Here is a 21,244-nt window from a genome sequence, read left to right on the forward strand (position 1 = left end):
AGAGAAGAACCTATCCGGTATTAGCTACCGTTTCCGGTAGTTATCCCAGTCTTATGGGCAGGTTACCTACGTGTTACTCACCCGTCCGCCGCTAACCATCAGGAGTGCAAGCACTCCATCAAGTTCGCTCGACTTGCATGTATTAGGCACGCCGCCAGCGTTCGTCCTGAGCCAGGATCAAACTCTCCAATAAGGATTTATCGAGCTGAACACCCTTCGAATCGCTTCGAGAAAATATCCAACCTTCAAAATATTGAAAGAGCGATTAAGCTCATTTAAAAAAACTGACGAGAACGTAATGTTCTCTTAAATTTCATCATCCATTTGTTCAGTTTTCAAAGAACTTGATTCTTTTATCTTAGTCGCTAATTTCTCGCGACTGGATATTTATCATATCATTTTACTGTCGTTGTTGTCAACATCTTTTTTCGACGTTTTTCAATATCTTTCGACAATGTTTTTACACCGCTTGAAGCGACAAGAAATAATATAACACGTTAAAATTATTTTGACAACCCTTTTTATAAATTAAATTTCTTTTTACGGAACTGAGAAAAAAAGAAACGCAGCTGTCGACAAAGATCAATACGACAGACTGCGCTTCTACATCTATAACAATACATGCTGGTTAACGATAGAATTCTACTTAAGCTGCAGAAGCTTAACGAACTCATCTTCGTCTTCAATGGTGTCTATGCCTAGCTGCTGTGCTTTAGCCAGCTTACTTCCGGCTTTTTCTCCCGCTATAACGAGATCTGTTTTTTTCGATACACTTCCCGTTACTTTTGCGCCCAGCGCCTCAAGTCGTTCGGTAGCCTCTTCTCTCGTTAGCTGATGCAAGGTTCCTGTAAGCACAACGGTCTTCCCGCTGAAGAATGAATCGGTCACAACGGCCTGTGCTTCTTCAGGTGCTTTGGCCTCGACTCCAAGAGACAGCATCTTCTCGATACTCGCTTGTATAAATGGATCCTGGAAGAAGGATACGATACTCTCAGCAACAATAAGTCCCACATCAGGAAGCTCCACCAGCTCCTCTACTGTCGCATTCATAATGCGGTGAAGATCTCGGTAATGGTCAGCGAGCATTTTGGTGGTTGATTTTCCGGTGTTCGGGATACCCAAAGCATATAAGAAGGATGCTAGATCTCTGCCTTTGCTCTCTTCGATGGCTGCCAGCAGATTTTTCGCCTTCTTGTCACCGAATCGGGATAACCCAATAAGATCTTCATAAGTCAGGGTGTAGAGCTCTGCCGCTTCTTTTAAGCCTTTTTCATCATGAAGCTGAATTGCCGTCTTGTCACTGAACGTTTCAATGTCCATGGCATCGCGGGAAGCAAAATGAGAGATGCGGGCTACGATTTGCGGCTTGCAGTTCATTTTATTGTTGCAAAATAAATGTGCACCCCGCTCCTCCAGTGGGAACCCGCAAGAAGGACATTCTGTAGGATACACAATCTCTTCACCATCTGCCTCTTCTGTCACCTTACCCAATATTTCAGGGATGACATCGTTCGATCGGCGAATAAAGACACGCGTTCCGAGTGCGAACTTCAAGTTCTTACGCTCAATATCGCCAACGTTGTTCAGTGTACAGTTGGATACCGTAACTCCTGCTAGTTCAACCGGTTCAACACGAGCCAGCGGCGTGACTTTTCCTGTACGTCCCACATTCCAGCTGACCGAGTTCAGCACCGTCGTTGTTTCCTCCGCCTCAAACTTATAGGCAACAGCCCACCGGGGGAATTTATCTGTATAGCCCAGTACCTGCCGGGTACGCATATCTGTAAGCTTAATCACCGCTCCATCAATAAGATAGTCCAGCTTATCACGGTTCTCCTGGATTTCCGCGAGACGCTCCATCACATCGTCAAACTCTTGGAAGTAGCTGATATATGGATTTACCTTGAAATGATTGTCGCGTAAAAACTGCATCATTTCTTCATGACTCTCAAATTGAACTGCGTCCGAATAGCCCACATTATAGAAGAAAGCACTGAGTCTGCGCTCTGCTGTCACTTTGGGATTCAGGTTGCGAAGGGCGCCTGCTGCGGCATTACGCGCATTTTTGAGAGGATCGGCTGCCGTCTCGTTGTATTTGTTCAGCACGGAGAGATTCATAATCCCTTCACCTTGAACCTCAATCGTACCGTCGGTGTATGGAATGGTCAGCGGCACAGACTTGATCGTTTTTACTTGCGCCAAAATACCTTCACCTGTAACTCCATTCCCCCGGGTCGAGGCTTGAACAAGCTGCCCATCCGTGTAGGTCAAATTCAAAGTGAGACCATCAAACTTCAATTCAATCGCATAACCCGGTTCCGGAAGCGGTGTATCAGGATTCTTGCTGTTATAATCCTGAACAAGACGCTGTACTCTGCCGTTCCAGCTGCGAAGCTGTTCAATGTTCTGTGCCTTGTCCAAGCTCCATAGAGGAGATAAATGGCGATGAGGCTTGAAGCCTTTGAGCAGCTCGCCTCCCACACGCTGAGTCGGAGAATCGGGCAGTACAATCCCGCTTTGCGTCTCCAGCGATACCAGCTCATCGTACAAAACATCATATTCTTTATCACTAATCTTGGGCTTATCCAGCGTGTAATAGTGATAGTTGTACTCATTCAGCTCCTTTACGAGCTGTTCCAATCGATGCATTGGATCCATGTAGGGCTATCCCTCCGTGAAAATAAATTAAAATAATATGTAAGGCCCGTGAGAGGCCAAATTCATGCATTGCCAGAATATGCAGCTAGATGCTAGATAAGCGCATTCTGCCCTACAGATATTACCTTCTCACGGGTACCTCATTAAATGGTGTACTCACCTATGATGTTCAGTTTAAATCCGAAAGCTTGATCGGTTAATCAGCAAAAAGCTATGCATACACAGCCTTGTAATCATAATCATTATTATTCCACTTTGGTAATCGGCGCAAAACCGGCAAGCAGACGTTTCACACCAACCGGCGCAGGAAAAGCAATCTGCAGCTCCATATCATTGCCTGCACCTTTAATGGAGACAATCGTGCCTGTTCCCCATTTGCCATGCTGAACTTTATCGCCTGCGGCGAAATCCTTCGAGCCACTGCCTGCTGCACTTGCGGCTGCAGCTGGTCTTCCTGTCGTAACAGATACTTTAGATGCAGCTGCAGATGCTGTGGAACCACCGAAGCCGGTACTGGTTCGAGAGCCTCCAAAGTTGCTTCCTCCTCCAGAGAATCCGCGTCCTCCATAGGAACCGCCAGCATTGGTGCCTCCTCCGCGGCGATAGCGGTCCTGGGCTATTTTCGTATCCTCCTTGAGATCTTCCGGAATCTCATCCAGGAAGCGAGAAGGCGGGTTCGCTGTCGTCCGTCCGAACAACGTCCGCATTTGAGCACAGGACAAGAAGAGCTGCTGTTCCGCACGCGTAATCCCTACATAGGCAAGGCGACGCTCCTCTTCAAGCTCCTCCTCATCCATAAAGGTCCGGCTGTGCGGGAACACACCTTCCTCCATCCCGATAATGAAGACAACCGGAAACTCAAGCCCCTTGGCACTGTGCATCGTCATCAGAACGACTGCATCGTCCTGCTCTTCCTCATCATCATTCATGCTGTCAATGTCAGCGATCAGAGCGAGATCCGTTAGGAACGAAACGAGCGACTTATCTTCGTTGTTCTTCTCGAATTCCATCGTCACAGACAGGAACTCATCTATATTTTCAAGTCTGGCCTTGGACTCCAGCGTATTCTCATTCTGAAACTCCAGACGATACTGGCTCATCTCCAGTATTTTTTCCGTCAGCTCCGTTACCGATAGATACTCAACCATCCGATGCAGGGCCGCAATCATATCATAAAATTCAACCAGCGCATTGCGTGTACGTCCAGCAAACCCCAGATCATCAACCACCTCAAGCACCTTGAAAATGGACACGCCTCTCTCCCCTGCTGCGACAGCGAGCTTGCCAACGGTCGTATCACCAATGCCGCGTTTAGGCACATTAATAATTCGTGTCAGACTGATATCGTCATCAGGGTTCGATAGAAGGCGCAAATAAGCAAGGACGTCCTTGATCTCTTTACGGTCATAGAACTTAATCCCGCCGACGATTTGGTAAGGAATATCGGACTTAATCAATATTTCCTCGATTACCCGGGACTGTGCGTTGGTCCGATACAATATTGCATGATCCTGGTAGCTCTTGCCCTTATTGACGTTCTTACTGATCTCTGACGTAACAAAGTATCCTTCGTCATGCTCGGAATCTGCACGGTAGACCTTAATCTTGTCTCCGCCCGTCTTATCCGTCCACAGCTTCTTCGGCTTGCGTCCCGAATTAAGGGCGATGACAGCATTAGCTGCGTCCAGAATGTTGGAGGTGGAACGATAATTCTGCTCCAGCAGAATCGTACGAGCTTCCGGATAATCCTCTTCAAAGTTCAAAATATTGCTGATATCCGCACCGCGCCAACGATAGATCGACTGGTCACTATCACCTACAACGCATATACGGTGATGCTTGTCCGCCAGCATCCGAGTTAACATATATTGTGCACGGTTTGTATCCTGATACTCGTCCACATGGATGTATTGGAATTTCTTTTGATAAAAATCAAGCACTTCCGGCACTTCCTTGAAGAGCTGAATGGTCGTCATGATGAGGTCATCGAAATCAAGCGAGTTGTTCGCCTTCAGCCGTTTTTGGTACATCGTGTATACTTTCGCCACAATACCTTCAAAATAATCGCCAATCTTCGCTTCATACTGTGCCGGAGTGACCAATTCATTCTTCGCGGTGCTCATGGCAGACTGAATCGCTTTGGGTTCAAATTTCTTCGTATCGATGTTCAAATCCTTCATGCAATTACGAATAACCGACAGCTGATCTGCCGAGTCTAGAATACTAAAGTTCGAAGTGAATCCGATTCGTTCTATATCACGGCGCAAAATCCGCACACACATGGAGTGAAACGTGGATACCCATATATCCCGTCCTTCAGAGCCGACGAGCTTGGATACCCGTTCCTGCATCTCCCGTGCTGCCTTATTCGTAAATGTAATGGCGAGAATGCCCCATGGTGCTGTTTTCTTAGTGGCAATCAAGTAAGCGATACGATGGGTCAACACTCTCGTCTTACCACTGCCTGCGCCGGCCATAATAAGAAGCGGCCCTTCTGTTGTAACAACAGCCTCCCGCTGCGGAGGGTTCAGACGTGCAACAGCGTCCTGTATATTAATGGATTGCATACATGCAAGCCCCTTTCGTTATTGAAGTAAAAAAAGTGCATCACCCGGTTTGTTTGTTCTCACCCGGTTTGACAGCCTTAACCGTAGCAAGCGCTGATGGCAGATCATAATAAACGGCATTACCGACAACAATAGTGTGTGCTGCTTTTGCCGCCTGAGCTGCTGTATCATAATCAACAATTCCGCCGCCATAAAATAGCTGAGACTGGAATGCTGCATGGCGAGCAGCCTCTACCTTTTCCATCTCACCGAAGGTTCCACTGTATTCAATATACACAACAGGTAGATTCATCAGTCTGTCCGCTACCTGTACGTAAGCAGCAACCCCTTCGGCCTCAAGGTCTGTATTCGGAGAAGTCAGCCGCGCTACCGTTGAATCCGGGTTCAATACAATATATCCTTCACACACAATAAGCTCCCAAGGAATCATATACCCAAACTGCTCAATGGCGGCCTGATGCTGTCCGGTGATCCAGCGCGTATCCTGTGCATTCAGCACCATGGGGACCATGTACAGATCAAATCCCGGGACAACCGCCTCAAGGTCAGAAATTTCTTGCACACATGGAAGCTCGTATCTCCGTACCCTGGACAGCAGGTCCACCGTGTTATCGTACGTGACGCCGGAAGAGCCGCCGATCATAATCGCATCGGATCCAGACATGCATACCGCATCAAGCGCCTCATCCGTCAGTTCCCGGTCAGGATCGAGTTTGAAAATATGCTTCCATTCCTTGATCATTTCCTTCAAAATTCCATTCCTCCACGCGAGCAAATCACTACTAAAACAAGTCTATGATAGGGGATAAGGTAAGTCAATGTTCGTATGCGAGGCGAACAAGATTTTTAGCTGGAAACGGAGGATGGAATACCAAAAAACCTGCGCCTTTCTCGCGAAAGAGCAGGTTTACACAGGAACTAGGAAGCCACGGATAGGGAGCTGCCTTAATTACGCTGTCATTGATTTAATTTAACCGGATTAAACATTTGTGCTCTAAACCATTCACTCATTAAATCATTCACTTATGACACAATCCTGCCTCAATACTCACTTACCCGATTGCGGACATATAATTGTTTGGGCTTCTCCGCGTAGAGCTTCTGCAATTCTCTCAGCTCCCGTTTTAATTGAGCATTCTCATCCTTCAGTAGACGAATCTGCTCCTCCGCAACATGAAGCTTATCCTGCAGCTTCTCCTCCAAGGTCCAGTGCTTACGGTTATGCCGCTGTCTGCCCTCATTCATAAGCCCCTTCTCTCCATACTTATCAAAGATCGCCCTCCATCGCTGCAGGCATCTCTTCGGAGTATCGGTACCTATCGCTTCCAAGCAGAAGCCGCCGCGTATAAAAATCTCCCTTGGCCGTATGCCGTCCTGATCTGCCCGTATCGCAGCAATTTTGAAAACGGGTGTGTATGTAATATTCCTGCCCTCTATACTGGACACATTCGGATTATGTCTGAGCTCATACAGCTGGGCCTGTGTAAACTCTTTGGGTCTTCGGGTTGCTTTTGCCATATCCTAAAACCTCACTTACGCTTATGTAATTTATATAATTCTTCCGAGCTGATCAAAAAAAGACCCGCTAAGAGGCGCGATCTAAGCAGCCTTCCAAGCGAGTCTGAATGGTGTGCTTAAGGACAGCCCCTAAGCTAATTATCTGCAAAATACTTCCAAAAGTTTATAGAGAACCTTAAATTCATCGTGAATATATGCAGTGACTCATTCATGATGAAATAGAATTGAATGAATCATTTATGAAATAAGTTCCGTTATAGCATCGTAACATTGTTCTTACCTTGGTTTTTGGCTGAACGCAGGGAAGCTTCTGCTTGCTCGAACAAAACATCAGGATGAGTCGTTGCATCGGGCAATATGACCGCTGCGCCAACGCTTACGGTCAACCATTCATGATTGTATTCATGTAGACTATGTTGTACAGGGATTTGAAGTGCCTCGACTCCTTGTCTGATCTCTTCTGCCAGGGTCAGCATCACTTCTTTGGTCACATCCTTGAGCCGCAGCCTGAATTTGCCGCCGCTTTTTCTACAAATGGAAGCATGATATTCTTCCCTTTCTCCAAGTACTCTCAGGACGTCAGCAACCCATTGCAGACAGAGATCTCCGTTCTTAAGCCCATGGGTAAGATTGTACGTGCGAAAATCATCTACATCAATCATGAGCAGCCCCATGGAGTATTTCTCTTCTATACAACTCTCCCATTCCTGACACAGCTCTCTATCAAAAACAGAGCAGATCGAAAGTCCTGTGAGCGAATCGGTAACAAGATAGCTTTTGAGCTGATCTGTCATTTCCGCATATTCCTTTTTGTCACTACTGGATACACCCTGATGGATTAGAATCATAAAGGACGGCTCGCCCCCATGCATAACAGAAGCCAGCGTATACTCCAGAAGGAGTGAATCACCATCAGCCTGTTTGAAATAAGATTTGCCTGTAATCAGCTCAGTATTTCCCGTATCAAGCTCTTCCATCTTCTGATGAAAACCATCCTTTGATGAATCAGCGATATAATGATGAAACGCTTTGCCGTTCAGCTCTTCTGTTGACTCGTAGCCAAGCTGCTGAGCTGCTTTAGAATTACAGTATATGATCTTGCCTTGGGTTACCGTAAAAAATCCGACCGGAGACAGCTCCATCAGCTGCAAATACCGGTGTTCATTATCTCGAAGAATGCGGGCATTTTGAATCGCTTCTACTTCCATCTGTCTGAGCTGATTCTCTGTCTGGCTCCGAACAATACTTTTTAGCTCAGGGAGAATATTCAGCTCCTTGCTCAGCCAAGGATACGAAGTTGATTCTACTACCTCTCGCCATTTTTCAAAAGATTTGCGGGGGGACAAGCGGTATCCGTCGTCTGCTTTTATGACCGCTTTCGCTGGATCGCCTGCCCAATCCACGGTCTGAAGCACCTCGGCTCTGAACCAAATGATATAATCCCGATGCATTTGGTCCATAGACAGATAGAGCACTCCAGAGCCTACTTTTTTGTATTTCTCAGCTGGAGGATACTCTGCACTCAGCTTCGAAGAATGATAGGTATAGTCCTTCGCTTGACTCGAAAGCCAGTCTGCCAGATCTCGAACCTGTTCAGCAGAAGGCGTCTTCCCATAAAACATGAGATCATTCTGATACGATACGACCACTCCTGATGCTTTCATCAGATGAAGCAAAGACTCCTGCTCCTTATCCAAATCCGCAATCACACGGTTTGAGCTTGTATTGCCAATAAAGATCTGCACAATTCGCGAAGCGGTCTGTCTCAGCCTAATCTCTTCCTGATAATCATCCAGCTGCTGACGCTGAACCAATTCACTGCTGAAGAAAGCACCCAAAAAATTACACAGGTTCCTTATACGGTGGGGCACATATTTAGGAGAATAGTGATGGCACGTAATCAGTCCCCACAGCTCGCCATCATGAATCAGAGATATCGTTACCGTGGCCTGGACTCCCATGTTCTGCAGATATTCAATGTGCATGGGAGATACACTTCTGAGCACAGACAGGCTGAGGTTCAGCGGTTTACCTGTCAATGGCTGCACAGTCGGCACAATCGGCACAGGTGCATAATCTACGTCAACAATCGTTCTAAGCCAGTTGCGGAGGTAGAGCTCACGGGCTTGTCTCGGAATATCGGAGGCTGGATAGTGATGACCCAAAAAAGGTTCCAGCCCCACTTCCCTCGCTTCCGCTATAACCTTACCATTCCACTGCTCATCAAATTCATAGACCATGACCCGGTCGTACCCAAGCATCTCCTTCACTTGTTCAGCAACCACCTGGCTGGCCTCATATCTCGTACTGGTACGCTTAACTCGACTGAAGAAGTTATGAATCCAGTTATAATCATTCGTCGTAGACGGCTCTTCTTGAGCCGGCTCAAGCTCTAATATAATCAGACCTTCGCTGGAATGAGCGATGCCAAAGAAACGATCATCTGTATCACCAGCGTTAATCTTTAAACTCATATATTGCAGATCTGACGTATCACTCGCGCTTAAATTACGATCAATCAGCTCTTGCAGTGACTCCCCGCCAATGAGATCTGCAACCGGTGTTCCGATCAGCTCCTCCGCATTTCGTCCGAAAAATTCAAAGGTATTGGCACTGCATTGCACAATCGTATGGGGAGATTCACTCAACACGGAGATCAAAACCCCATGCGGCTGAATCATTCCCGGAATGTGTATCGGCTCCTTCTCACAATTGGTCAGGTCTATAGGCTCACCCGGATCGAGTTCCTCTTGTGAATTGTACAGTGTTCGATTCAATAACTGGTCATCCTGGTAATCCCCGGTTCCTGACATTGTCGTAAGATCCTCCCTTTATAATTGGCTACCAGCAGTACGGCTGATAAGCCATTGATTGAGCAATCGGAAGGTCTCTTTTGCCGTACCAACGATTATCTCGCGATCCGCACCGGCTTCAACAGCCGTGTTCATCGTCTCACTTAATTCTTTCCACTGCGTACGTGTATCTTGTCCATAAGCATTAAAATAAGAGAGGCCCGCTCCTGGCTCCAGGGCAAGATGGTCCTTCAGCTTACGGGTGATGATCTGTCCTCCCAGCGTGGAGCCTTCAATGACATATAGATAACCCAGCAGCTGTTCGGTTGAAGCGATCTCGGGAATGTCATGGCAGATGGGAATCTGCTCTCTATTCGAAGAGATGAATGCCAGATCCTGCTCCAGCAGTGGTGATTTGGCACGGTGCTTCATATCGATGCCGAGCTCCTGGACACCATCTATCTTTGCAATTTGCTGTTCAATCGGCAGAATAAAGCCGTAAAATTTCTCTAGATACGCCTGGTATTCGGCTGTAGTAAGGGTATGGTTCATAATGGCTGTGGCGTAATCATTTTGCTCAATCTGATCATGATCCTCCGCCGTTTCTTTTCTGAGCTGTTCCATAATGGTTGTCATATCCACGAACCTCCCTATTCCTATAAAATTAAAAATATAGATCAAAATCCAATTCTTTCAGTATAAACAATGTTTGTCGAAAAAACGATAGATTTTCAAATAACCCCATAGGAAGATGTTTGCCATTGACCTGCTTAAATCCTCTCGCCTATGCTTATACAAATAGAAATAAACGATGATTGGGTGAGAAATATAAATGCGTTTGTGGCATGAAGATCTAATCCGTGTGCTCCCGAGACCCCAGCTGCTGGGACAGCACCGGGAATGCTGCGCCCTGCGGGGCGGCGGATGGGGCAAGAAACACGCGACCGTGAATTATGTGTTTGACTATCATCCGCTGAAGCTGGTTCGTTACCACATTTTAATTATGGAAGAAATGAAAAACCGAGGATACAACGTAGACAGCCTTTGGGAGAATCCTGCTTATCGCGGAAAGCAGACCGATTCTTGGGATTGGGCGGAAGCATACGATGTGATGTCCCATGCGCGGTATGATGAGCATGACGATGTCTACCTGAAGGAGTGTCTCGATAATCTTGCAGAAAAGGGCATTATTCTTGAAATGGGTGTGAAGTAGGCGGACAGTTTAAGGTAATAGGTAGAGGGAGATATTTTGATTAGATAGAGGCAAGTAATAAGGACGGTAAAGAAAAAGATGGCGTTCTCTTGGAGCAAGAGTCTGCCATCTTTTTTCATAGCTTTCAGTATGCGTTCTTAAATCCATTAAGGATGGTCTTAAAAATAATTTTGATGTCAAACAGCAGGGACCAATTCTCAATATAGAAAATATCCTGCTCGATCCGGTCCTGAATAGAAGTGTCTCCACGTAGTCCCTGGCTCTGGGCAAGCCCAGTAATCCCTGGACGCACATGATGCTTAATCATGTATTTTGGAATTTCCTCCTTGAACTGATTCACAAAGTACGGACGCTCCGGACGCGGACCAACCACACTCATATGTCCGAGCAGTACGTTGAAGAACTGTGGAAGCTCATCTAGACTCGTAGCTCTTATGAAGGAGCCGAATCTCGTGCGTCTCGGGTCATTGCGAGTAGTCCAGCCGGTGTCCACCATTCCCTCTGGAAGCAGCTTCATCGAGCGAAACTTGTACATATGGAAGGTTCTGCGGTTCAGGCCCACACGCTCTTGTTTAAAAATAATCGGTCCAGGTGAAGTCAGCTTCACCCCCAGCGCAACAAGCAGCATCAATGGGAGGGTAATGATAATGGCCAGTATGGAAAAGACGATATCGAACACCCGCTTGACCAATCGGTTCATCGTCAGATCGAGCGGAATGTCTCTTACGTTGATAAGCGGCATGCCGGCAAAGTAATCAAACATCGGGCGCGCTGGCAAATAATCAAAAAAGTCCGGGATGATTAAGGTGCGGACACCTGCTTTTTCACATGTGTTAATAATCTCCGGATATTTGCTGTGTGCATCCAGCGGGAGAGCGAGTACAACTTCATCGATCAAATGTTTAGTAAGAATGGCTGACAGATCATCCATCGAGCCTAGAATCGGCTTGAAATGCTTCTGCTCGTCCGTATCCCACTTCCGATAATCGTCCAGAAAGCCAATGACCTCATAACCTAAGTCAGGATACTGTCGCAAATTATTGTAGAATGTTCGGCCAAGAGAGCCCGCTCCTAGAATGAGCATAAACTGACGATTGTACCCTTTTTGACGTAAGGACTTAAGAATCTGTTTTAATACATAGCGGTACAGCAGGGTAAAGGTAATGTTCCCGATCATGTACATTCCCAGATAGGCACGGGAAATATCCACTTCTTTGAAGAAAAACATCAAGCTTAACAAAATGAATAAGCTGATTAAATGAATCTCGATAATTTTCCAAAAATCCTCGGCATACCGCTTCTTACGCTTAGGCGTGTATAAAGATACTAGAAAACCAATGATAATGGCAACTGCTCCATATACAAGGCTCCACAGCGTATAAGTTTCGAGAGGTACGGACACATCGTATGGCAGCAATCCACTCTCAAACTTCAGCCACCAGGCGAGTAAAAAAGAAAGCTGTATAATGAAGAAATCCACACCGACATACAGCTGTGTTAACAACTGCTGATTTCTGCGGATCATAAGTTCACCTCATTGCGAGAAGACTTTCCGGTTAATTGAGGCTCTGACTCTCCCCTGCTAACAAACCGGGCCAATCCATTTTTAAAGAAAGATGCTGCGAGTTTGACTCCAATTCCGCTATACACGGCTGCATTTGTCACTACACTATATTTCGCTTGGTAATGCTTCTGATGAAATATCCACATGGCTCTATGAAATTCGTAGATGATCTTGGCTGGCTTTCTTCGAGAACTGGCGCCTTTGTAGTGAATAATATATGTATATGGGTAGTAGTGAATGTCCCAGTCCGCTTGTTTGATCCGGTAGCACCAGTCTATATCTTCGCCGTACATAAAGAAGGTCTCGTCCAGACCTCCCACCTGCTCTATAGCTTCTCGCCTTACCAGCATAAATGCCCCTACTAGGCAATCGATAGGATAAGCTTGATCCGGATCCAGATGTCCCAGCTGGTATTGATTATACTTCGGGTTATCGGGAAACAGCTTCGAAATGCCAAATGCATAATAGAATGACGCAGAAGGCGTCGGGAAGCCTCTCTTGCAGGCCTTATCCAGCGATCCATCCGGCAAAATAATCTTGCAGCCCGCTGCTCCTACCTTCTTATTCTCCGGGGCATCCATGAAGGATAGCATCGTTTGCAAAGTGTCCTGCTGTACGACGGTATCCGAATTGAGCAGAAGTGAATATCGGCCACTAGCTATCGCGAGCCCCTGATTGTTCGCTTTCGCAAATCCTGTATTCTCTTGGTTGGCTATTAGGCGAACCTCTGGAAACTGTTCAGCAACTGCTTCAACGGTACCGTCGCTAGAATGGTTATCTATTAAAATGATTTCATAGGCATACTCCGTTCTGGATTCATATACAGATGCAATGCAATCCAGCGTCAGCTGCCTCGTATTGTAATTCACGATGATAATGCTAAGATCCATGAGAAATCTCCTGACAAATTGTACTAATATATCGACAATTATAGCACATGGAGATATATTTTTCCTGAAATGTCCTGGATTTAACTTTTAGGAGGGGTTTTACGAGCCCTCTGAATGTATCCTCTTTTTGCTTTTAATTCCGTACGGCATTTATAAAATGACTTCCAAGCGCTTAAAACATCCCTTTCCTTCCATAGAAAATAAAAATGACTTGCCAGTTCGTAAGGTAGAAAAAAAATCAAATTCTTTAACAACATACCTACACTCTCATTTTTATAGATCATCTTGTAACGATTGATATAAGAGACTTGGCGAATAAATAAAGGTATGGATTTCCGATTATCTTTTTTCCATCCCCGTTTATGCAGAGCCACCGCTTCAGCAATATAGAAGGATTTCCAGCCAAATACCTGAGCTCGCCAGGCTACATCCACATCCTCTTTATAGGCAAAAAAATCACCATCGAAAAACTGCCCGTTAATACTGATGTCGTTAATCATTTTTCGAGAATACATTGCTGCAGCGCCAGAGACGCCAAACACCTCACCAGAAGACTTCCATTTATCCGCTGATTCGCCTGCACCCCGATCAAACGCTCTATAGGTCCTGTTCATCGTTAGACCCGTACTATCGATTAAAGATGGATCTTCTTTGAGCCTAAGCATTCCTGTGGCACTTCCAACTTCGCTATGGTGATCCATGAATTCGACTAAATATCGAATATAATTAGGTTCAAGGGAAACATCCGGATTCAACACCAGCACATAGTCTGTCGCCGTGGCTTGTATCGCCTGATTATGGGCAGGAGCAAATCCCGTATTGGATTCATTCTCAATGAGTTGAATGTTAACCTTACCTTCTCGATAGGCAGGATGCTGTCTGATCCGATCTGTGGTCTGGTCCGAAGAGTTGTTATCCACGATGACAATAGATCGAACGGGATAGCTCTGTAGGAGAACATGATCAATACATTCCTTAATATCGCCGGCACTGTTATATGTAACGACATGCACACTAACCGTGCTATACCGTTGTTCATTATTTAGTATCTGCTTTGGTTTTGCTAAGGTTTCCTTCATTGTGTACAGTTGTCCTTATCTCATTTAGTATATTGATTGTCGTGATTCCATAATAAACCATACAAGTTAATCTGACATCCACTATAAATCAAAAAGGCCCCATCTCACCTTTCCCCCGCTGGAAAAGATAAAACGAGACCTTCTCATCATCTATTCTGTTCTAACACTTACTGCTTTCATTTCGGCCAAGAAGTCGTTTAATCCTTCCCGCCATGGACGAAGATCCGTTAAACCATTTGTTCGAATAGCGAGATGCTCCATCACCGAATTTTGAGGACGGGGCGCAGGCCGAGGAAACATATCTGTCGTGCACGGCTCCAAGGATGCAGTTACCTTCATATCAAGCACCTGAGCTGCATCTTCCAGTATCGCTTGTGTAAATTCATACCACGTGCAAGAGCCGCTGTTAGAGGCGTGATAGATTCCATACTTTTCTGTCTGGATCAATTCATACAGAAATGCGGCCAAATCTACTGTGTAGGTAGGAGATCCCTTCTGGTCGTTCACCACATTCAGCAGGGGCTTTTCCTGTCCCAATTTTAGCATCGTCTTCACAAAGTTACTGCCGTGAAGGCCATAAACCCAAGAAGTACGTACAATAAAATAACGTGAAGATAAGCTTTGAGTCAGAACCTCGCCAGCTCTTTTCGACTTACCGTAGATACTTTGAGGGTCCGTATTGTCATACTCATGATAAGGTTCAGAGGATTGGCCATTAAATACATAATCTGTACTAATATAGACGATTTTAGCTCCAATCTTCTCAGCAGCTACGGCCAAGTTTCGGCTTCCTGTGGCATTCACTAAGTAGGCACCTTCTACGTCTGTTTCCGCGGCATCCACTGCGGTGTAGGCTGCACAGTGAATAATCGCTTGTGGACTGAATCCAGTCACTACGGCTTTACACTGTTCTGAGTTTGTAATATCAAGTGTTTGACGATCACAAGCAAGGATCTCGCAGCCTTTACTTTGCAGCAGCAAAACAACGTCCTTCCCGAGCTGACCTGCTGCTCCGGTAACCAGAACTTTCATCGATTAGTCCCCCAGTCGCCCTCCATATTGTTGGGAATAGTATTGTTGGTAGGCTCCGGATTGAATGCGGGTCCACCACTCCTCATTGTCCAAATACCACCGGATCGTTTCCTTGATTCCCGTCTCAAAGGAATGCTTCGGTTTCCACCCAAGCTCCGTCATCGTTTTGGCCGGGTCAATGCCGTAGCGGCGATCATGCCCAGGACGGTCCTTCACATAGGTAATCAAGGATTTGGGCTTCCCAAGCTCCTCTAGAATGGTCTCAACGATCTGTATATTCGTCCGTTCGTTGTTACCTCCGATATTGTACACCTCGCCAAGTTTACCTTGATGGATGACCAAATCGATGGCACTGCAATGGTCCTCGACATACAGCCAATCCCTAATGTTTAACCCGTCTCCGTATATGGGCAGGGATTTGTCCGAGAGAGCTTGAGAAATCATAAGCGGAATGAGCTTCTCAGGAAATTGATAAGGTCCATAATTGTTTGAACAGCGTGTAATGTTTACAGGGAGACCAAACGTTTCATGATAGGCTCTGACAAGCAGGTCACCGCCCGCTTTGCTCGCAGAATAAGGACTGTTTGGCGCCAAAGGCGTTTCTTCCGTAAATAGCCCTGTAGCTCCAAGAGATCCATATACCTCATCCGTCGATACCTGAACAAATTTGGATACGTTATACTTCTTCGCCGCATCGAGCAGCACCTGCGTTCCAAGCACATTTGTCTTAACAAAAACGTCCGGTTCCATAATGCTGCGATCCACATGAGATTCTGCCGCAAAATTGACAACGACATCTACATCCTGCTGAATCAAGGCATCCATAGTTTTTGCATCCGTAATGTCTGCTTTTACAAAGGTATGCTTAGGATTGTTTTCGACTGACTTTAAATTTTCCAGATTACCAGCGTATGTGAGTGCATCAACGTTAATGATCTCGTAATCTGGATATTTTTCTAACATGTATAGTACAAAATTACTGCCTATGAACCCAGCGCCGCCCGTTACAAGTAGTTTCATATAGAATTTTCACCACCCTCTAGTACCTGAATATATTTGCAACTAACAAAATATCTACAGCTCTGTTCTGAATCAATAAATATGTATATTACGTAAAATTTTTAATTATAACAACTAAAATAGAAAATAAGATAACAGTAACTAAGATGTGCTTGTCATTTAACAGTACCTCTTCCGGTTTTCCACCGGCATTTTCCATGTGTATCAGGTAGTAATACCTAAATATCCCGTATAAAACAAAAGGAATTGTAAACATCATTGCTGTTCCTTCAGAATAACAGTACATTGAATAGAACATAATCAGGACACCGGTAATCACCGTCATAAGTTGATCAAGTAACTCAACACTATAAAATTTCAAAACTTTCCGTTGACTGATCTGTTTGTTCTTAAGCAAGAGCAATTCGTGCCTTCTCTTGCCTAATGCTAAAAACAAGGAAAGACCTAAAGTACATAGAATAAACCATGAAGTTAATAATCCATCAACAGCAATAGCCCCCGTTACAGCTCTGAGAACAAATCCTGCCGCAATTATCATTACATCTATAATCACAATGTGCTTTAAATAAAGACTATAAGAAAGGTTCATAACAAAATAAACAAGCACAGCAATTAAGACATGACTATTAATAGAGATCGCTATTCCAACTGCAATTAAAAAAGTGAATAATAATAAAATAATAGATACAGGAATATTTATTGCACCAGATGCAATGGGTCTGTATCTTTTTTCTGGATGAAGCCGATCTTTATCTACATCAACAATGTCATTAATAATATAGATTGTGCTAGCCATAAAGGAGAATGAGAGAAAGGCTAAAAATGCTTTTAGTAAGATCCCAGGGTCAAGAAAAGCCCCTGAAAATATAGCCGATGCAAATACAAGAAGATTTTTTGTCCATTGCTTAATACGCATTTCTGTAAGCATATCAATTAATACATGAAATAACTTTCTTTTCTTCTGTACTACCATTTGATGTTCCAAGATGATACACTCCTACTAAAAAATATTTATCACATAACCTATTAAAATCCCCAAAACGATTCCTCCAACCACTTCAACCTTTGTATGCCCTATTCTTTCTCTTAACTTACCTGAATCCCTTATATTTAGTATATTGATGTTTTTGGCGTGTTCTCCGACATATTTACGCAACCCGGTCGCATCAAATATGACGATCATCACCAATGCAACTCCTAAGCCAAAAACAGCAGAATTAAATCCTTCTCTTAAACCAATTAGCCAAGTAATTGTAGTTACCACAGTTGTATGATTACTAGGAAATCCACCGTTACCAATATATGTGTTCGCTTCTTGTCCAAAACGAACTCTATTAATTAAATACTTCAAGCAGCCTGCAATAAACCAAGCAATAAAAGGAACAAAGAAATAACTCATCCGTACGATCTCCTATTCGTATCCAACTAGTTCTATTGTTGAAAACACTCCATATATTTCAGTGCTGCGCTTTCTACTCCGAATATTTCTTTAATCATTTCTGAATCTTGTATATATTGATCCCTATTTTCCAAAACTTTAATTATTTCTTGAGCAAGCTGATCCACATCTTTAGGCGGCGCTGTTTCTCCCATTTTTGTTTTTCTCGTTATAACCCTTACTCCGGGTAAGTCTGAAGCTACCACCGGTACACCTGCAAGCATTGATTCGACCTGAACCATTCCAAAGGCTTCGAGCGAATTTGTACTCGGGAGAACAAAGAGATCAAGTGAGTAGTAAAAATCAATGAGTTCTTGTGTCGATAATCTCCCTAGAAATTTCACATAGGTATCATCCCAACCTATACTACTCTTTATGTCCTCGTAGACACTACCGCCTGCAACATTGCTGTAATCACCAGCTATCAAAAATTGAGCATCCGGTACAGCTTTCTTTACGATAGGTGCTGCTTGAAGCAAGATATCTATCCCCTTCTCCTCAACAATCCTTCCACAAAACCCTATATATCTATTATCATGTGCGGAGCGAGGCTTTGAATTGCTAAATTCTTTATAGAATGAAGAGGTAGGATGAATTTCTACCCACTTATCTCTATATTCTGGAAGTATTCTTGAACTTTCTGCATAATCATAAGAACTCACAATTATCTTCCTTGCCCTTTTAAAACTCCACCTAGAGGAAATATCCATTAGTTTCACAATAGTGGAGTTAACCAGAGATTTGGGAAGATTAACATCGCACTGATAAGTTAGAAATAATTTGTCTTTACTTGTCAAATGGCTAATTATACCGGCTTCTGCCATTGGTAGATGTAAATTAACTACGTCTGCGTTTTTTTGATACTTTTTAAATAATCTAAGGAACTCTAAGCTAATATAGCCTTTACTTATATTGAACAGAACATCTGCACGCTTTATTTTGACTCCATTAATTTCTTCGGACTTCGGTAGTTCTTTTTTGTGCCTCGCCGTCAATACGGTCACATCATGCTTTTTAGCCAACTCCTCAGCTAAGGATTTAGCACATTCTGAAAGACCGCTTATATATGGATAGTAATAATTTAGAACAATTAATATCTTCAGTCTCATTTCTTTACCTCTTCTTTGTATTGAAAACAAATAATTTATTCACACCAAAGGTTGCCACAATAATTGTAATGCTCAAAAGAATACGTGATAAGTTCACATTAAAACTCAAAATAGATACTAATAAATAGAACAAACCGCTATCAATTAATAAAGACACGATTCTTACGATTACAAATTTTACGAATTGTTTATATTCATTTTGTGAGGAATTTTTGAAGACGAATTTCTGATTAAAAATATAATTAATGATGACTGCAAAAATATAACTTATTACATTCGCAGTTATGTAATACATCCCTAGACCTTCCAACAAAAAGAAAGCAAAAAGATTGAGAGCGGTCGTAACCGCCCCCCAAAAACCATATTTAACCAACTCGATTATACTTCTTTTTGTATTTTGAATTTCCAAATCAGAACCAGGTGAATCCACATCTTACACCACCAATAATTATTAGATACTCTTATTTTAAATCAACGTCGAGATGCCTAAGAATAAACCCGAAGTTTCTAGTATCTCCCGTATCTACCGTGTTTAAATTCCCTTCAGAAATAACCGTTATGCTTAAACTTTCGTTAGGCAAAAGATTTATCGTCTCTGTTTCAATAACATTGTTAGACATTCCTTGACCAATTAAATTGCCATTAGCATACACCTTAATAGGGCGGGAAGAAAATATTCCATTCTCAGTCTGTAAAGATATACTTAAAGTTTGTTTATTATCGCTTCCATTAAATACAGATAGCTCCGACTCATTAGAACTTGTCCATCTAAAATAACCAATCCCGTCTTGTTCAAGATTATAGAACCCACTCATCGGCCTAATTGCTACTGTTGGAGCATGTAACAAAACATACTTATCGTTATGCCACAGCACTTCTTCTGTTTGGGATAAAAACGAGTAATAATCCTGCTTTGAAACTATTGAATATTTTGTGTTTTCAAAATCGTGTGGAACGAGAAATCCAAAATAGGAATTATCAAATTCATAAGTTTTATTGTGCTTTATGGGAACATCTTTTAGAGCATAAACAATACTATGCTTATCAGCAGGAGAACTGCTCGTTATTCCTATCGGCTCATCGGGCGGAACTAATTTCACAGCTTCTTTTAATTCAATAACAGCATGATCGAAATAATATATGTACCCCCCTTTATAATTTTGATAAGCAGTTACTACATTAGAACCAGCAACAAAGATAACAGCTGAGCCAAGGATTATCTTCCTAATATAGGATTTTTTCGAGTTAAGTTTCCAGCCGTCAGCAAAATAAGCAAAGAATAGAATTATAAACGGGGCAATCGTTGTAATATGTTTCATTTCAGCATATGCACTCGTACTGGATCTTAAATACAGCTCATTTGCGGCAAAGAAAATGATAACGCCTAGTATCGCATATTTATACCATTCTTTTTTTATAAACATCCCGATAACAACAACGGATATAAATACTAGAAGGAGGAGAAACTTAAAAATTGTATGGCCTGCTATAAAATATTGAGAGTTAATTCCTAATACGTTTAAATCATATCCTAAATGCTCAAAATCAGGTCCGCCATACAGTTTACTAATAATCTGATCCTTACTCATTAAATTGCCTAAATAGGGATCTATATCACTCGCATCATCTATGACCCTTGTGAGTATATTGATATTAAATCTGGCTGCAATAAACATTCCCACTGGATTGAGTATAAAAGAGAGTGACCCAACCTTAAGTGAATCAATCAAAATATTAATTCTAGTTTCACTACTAGCTGTTATATATTTGCTCACACCAATAGCAATAAAAATAAATAATAAATAAATCGCATACTCAGAATATACGCTCAATGTTCCTACTAGTAACAATGCCGATAAGAAGACAAAGCCCTTATGTTGTTTTTGTCTGTCCAACCTTATGAACAAACCTGTGAAACTGATTAGACATGTTATACCGAAAATTTGGGGCGCATACTGTGAGAACATAAGAAATGCCCACAATCCACCTGCTGCAAATATAGCAGCAGCACATAAAGAGGCTTTCCTACTAACATTTAAACAATAGGAAAGGAAAAAATAAGCTGAAAAAACAGTCAATGTAGCAAGTGTACCGGTTAACAAGTAATATACTTCATGCGAATCCAGTTGAAAGACACTCATGAAGAATGCCCCCAACAGGTCAGTTCCGATTCTCGTGTTATTTACCATATAATGAGCAAGCGAGTTAAATGGCATCTCAGAGGAAAAAAGGATTGACTCCGTGAATCTATGAGATTTCAGCCAATCCATACTTGATAGATAATAGGCAATATCATTATTACCATTCTGTAAGCTCAATAGTTCATTTTTAAATAGAATTGGAAACTGCAATATAACGATTGCT

Annotated in this window: 17 protein-coding genes and 1 rRNA gene; 1 reads left to right on the forward strand and 17 read right to left on the reverse strand. The window is 43.2% G+C overall.

All coding sequences use genetic code 11. The features are described from left to right. The 7 genes from BLW49_RS10655 to BLW49_RS10685 all read right to left on the reverse strand — a co-directional run. Positions 1–193 (reverse strand): 16S ribosomal RNA (locus BLW49_RS10655); the annotation flags it as partial. Between the two features lie 449 nt (positions 194–642). Further along, positions 643–2,658 carry an NAD-dependent DNA ligase LigA gene (gene ligA / locus BLW49_RS10660; RefSeq protein ID WP_090724568.1) on the reverse strand — a complete coding sequence of 672 codons (2,016 nt, stop codon included), beginning with the start codon at positions 2,656–2,658 and terminating at the stop codon, positions 643–645. Positions 2,659–2,903: 245 nt separating this feature from the next. Further along, positions 2,904–5,225, reverse strand: coding sequence for a DNA helicase PcrA (pcrA, locus tag BLW49_RS10665; protein ID WP_090724570.1), 2,322 nt, complete (start codon positions 5,223–5,225; stop codon positions 2,904–2,906). A gap of 40 nt (positions 5,226–5,265) precedes the next feature. After that, entirely contained in the window at positions 5,266–5,976 is a 711-nt protein-coding gene (locus tag BLW49_RS10670) for a heptaprenylglyceryl phosphate synthase (protein ID WP_090724571.1), read from the reverse strand. Between the two features lie 290 nt (positions 5,977–6,266). Beyond that, on the reverse strand, positions 6,267–6,743 hold the full coding sequence (locus BLW49_RS10675) for a hypothetical protein (RefSeq protein WP_090724573.1): 477 nt from the start codon (positions 6,741–6,743) through the stop codon (positions 6,267–6,269). 254 nt (positions 6,744–6,997) lie between these two features. Further along, the gene (locus tag BLW49_RS10680) at positions 6,998–9,556 is read right to left on the reverse strand and encodes a diguanylate cyclase domain-containing protein (protein WP_090724574.1); all 2,559 of its coding nucleotides are present in this window, start codon (positions 9,554–9,556) and stop codon (positions 6,998–7,000) included. 18 nt (positions 9,557–9,574) lie between these two features. Next, on the reverse strand, positions 9,575–10,171 hold the full coding sequence (locus BLW49_RS10685) for a biliverdin-producing heme oxygenase (RefSeq protein ID WP_090724576.1): 597 nt from the start codon (positions 10,169–10,171) through the stop codon (positions 9,575–9,577). 196 nt (positions 10,172–10,367) lie between these two features. On the opposite strand from BLW49_RS10685, the gene BLW49_RS10690 reads away from it, so the two are divergent. Further along, positions 10,368–10,748: a TIGR02328 family protein gene (locus BLW49_RS10690; protein ID WP_090724577.1), complete on the forward strand. Its 381-nt coding sequence runs from the start codon at positions 10,368–10,370 to the stop codon at positions 10,746–10,748. 124 nt (positions 10,749–10,872) lie between these two features. Here BLW49_RS10690 and BLW49_RS10695 read toward each other — a convergent pair whose 3' ends face one another. The 10 genes from BLW49_RS10695 to BLW49_RS10740 form a co-directional block, all read right to left on the reverse strand. After that, the gene (locus BLW49_RS10695; RefSeq protein WP_090724579.1) at positions 10,873–12,273 is read right to left on the reverse strand and encodes an undecaprenyl-phosphate glucose phosphotransferase; all 1,401 of its coding nucleotides are present in this window, start codon (positions 12,271–12,273) and stop codon (positions 10,873–10,875) included. Continuing rightward, positions 12,270–13,202 carry a glycosyltransferase family 2 protein gene (locus tag BLW49_RS10700; RefSeq protein WP_076314574.1) on the reverse strand — a complete coding sequence of 311 codons (933 nt, stop codon included), beginning with the start codon at positions 13,200–13,202 and terminating at the stop codon, positions 12,270–12,272. The genes BLW49_RS10695 and BLW49_RS10700 overlap by 4 nt, the downstream gene beginning before the upstream one ends. 80 nt (positions 13,203–13,282) lie before the next feature. After that, on the reverse strand, positions 13,283–14,281 hold the full coding sequence (locus tag BLW49_RS10705; RefSeq protein ID WP_090724580.1) for a glycosyltransferase family 2 protein: 999 nt from the start codon (positions 14,279–14,281) through the stop codon (positions 13,283–13,285). A 150-nt stretch (positions 14,282–14,431) separates the two neighbouring features. Continuing rightward, complete coding sequence (gene rfbD, locus BLW49_RS10710) at positions 14,432–15,313, reverse strand: dTDP-4-dehydrorhamnose reductase (RefSeq protein ID WP_090724582.1); 882 nt, start codon at positions 15,311–15,313, stop codon at positions 14,432–14,434. A gap of 3 nt (positions 15,314–15,316) precedes the next feature. Continuing rightward, on the reverse strand, positions 15,317–16,333 hold the full coding sequence (gene rfbB, locus BLW49_RS10715) for a dTDP-glucose 4,6-dehydratase (protein WP_076314571.1): 1,017 nt from the start codon (positions 16,331–16,333) through the stop codon (positions 15,317–15,319). An 88-nt stretch (positions 16,334–16,421) separates the two neighbouring features. Continuing rightward, positions 16,422–17,318 carry a decaprenyl-phosphate phosphoribosyltransferase gene (locus BLW49_RS10720; protein WP_256209715.1) on the reverse strand — a complete coding sequence of 299 codons (897 nt, stop codon included), beginning with the start codon at positions 17,316–17,318 and terminating at the stop codon, positions 16,422–16,424. Positions 17,319–17,333: 15 nt separating this feature from the next. Next, positions 17,334–17,732, reverse strand: a complete 399-nt coding sequence (locus tag BLW49_RS10725) for a divergent PAP2 family protein (protein WP_090724584.1) — start codon at positions 17,730–17,732, stop codon at positions 17,334–17,336. 32 nt (positions 17,733–17,764) lie between these two features. Beyond that, positions 17,765–18,880 carry a glycosyltransferase family 4 protein gene (locus BLW49_RS10730; protein WP_090724585.1) on the reverse strand — a complete coding sequence of 372 codons (1,116 nt, stop codon included), beginning with the start codon at positions 18,878–18,880 and terminating at the stop codon, positions 17,765–17,767. A gap of 4 nt (positions 18,881–18,884) precedes the next feature. Further along, positions 18,885–19,310, reverse strand: a complete 426-nt coding sequence (locus BLW49_RS10735; protein WP_090724587.1) for a GtrA family protein — start codon at positions 19,308–19,310, stop codon at positions 18,885–18,887. Positions 19,311–19,341: 31 nt separating this feature from the next. Then, complete coding sequence (locus tag BLW49_RS10740) at positions 19,342–21,021, reverse strand: hypothetical protein (RefSeq protein ID WP_143042110.1); 1,680 nt, start codon at positions 21,019–21,021, stop codon at positions 19,342–19,344. Positions 21,022–21,244 lie beyond the last annotated feature (223 nt).

The organism is Paenibacillus sp. PDC88, from assembly GCF_900106725.1.
In the GTDB taxonomy this organism is placed as follows: domain Bacteria; phylum Bacillota; class Bacilli; order Paenibacillales; family Paenibacillaceae; genus Paenibacillus; species Paenibacillus shunpengii.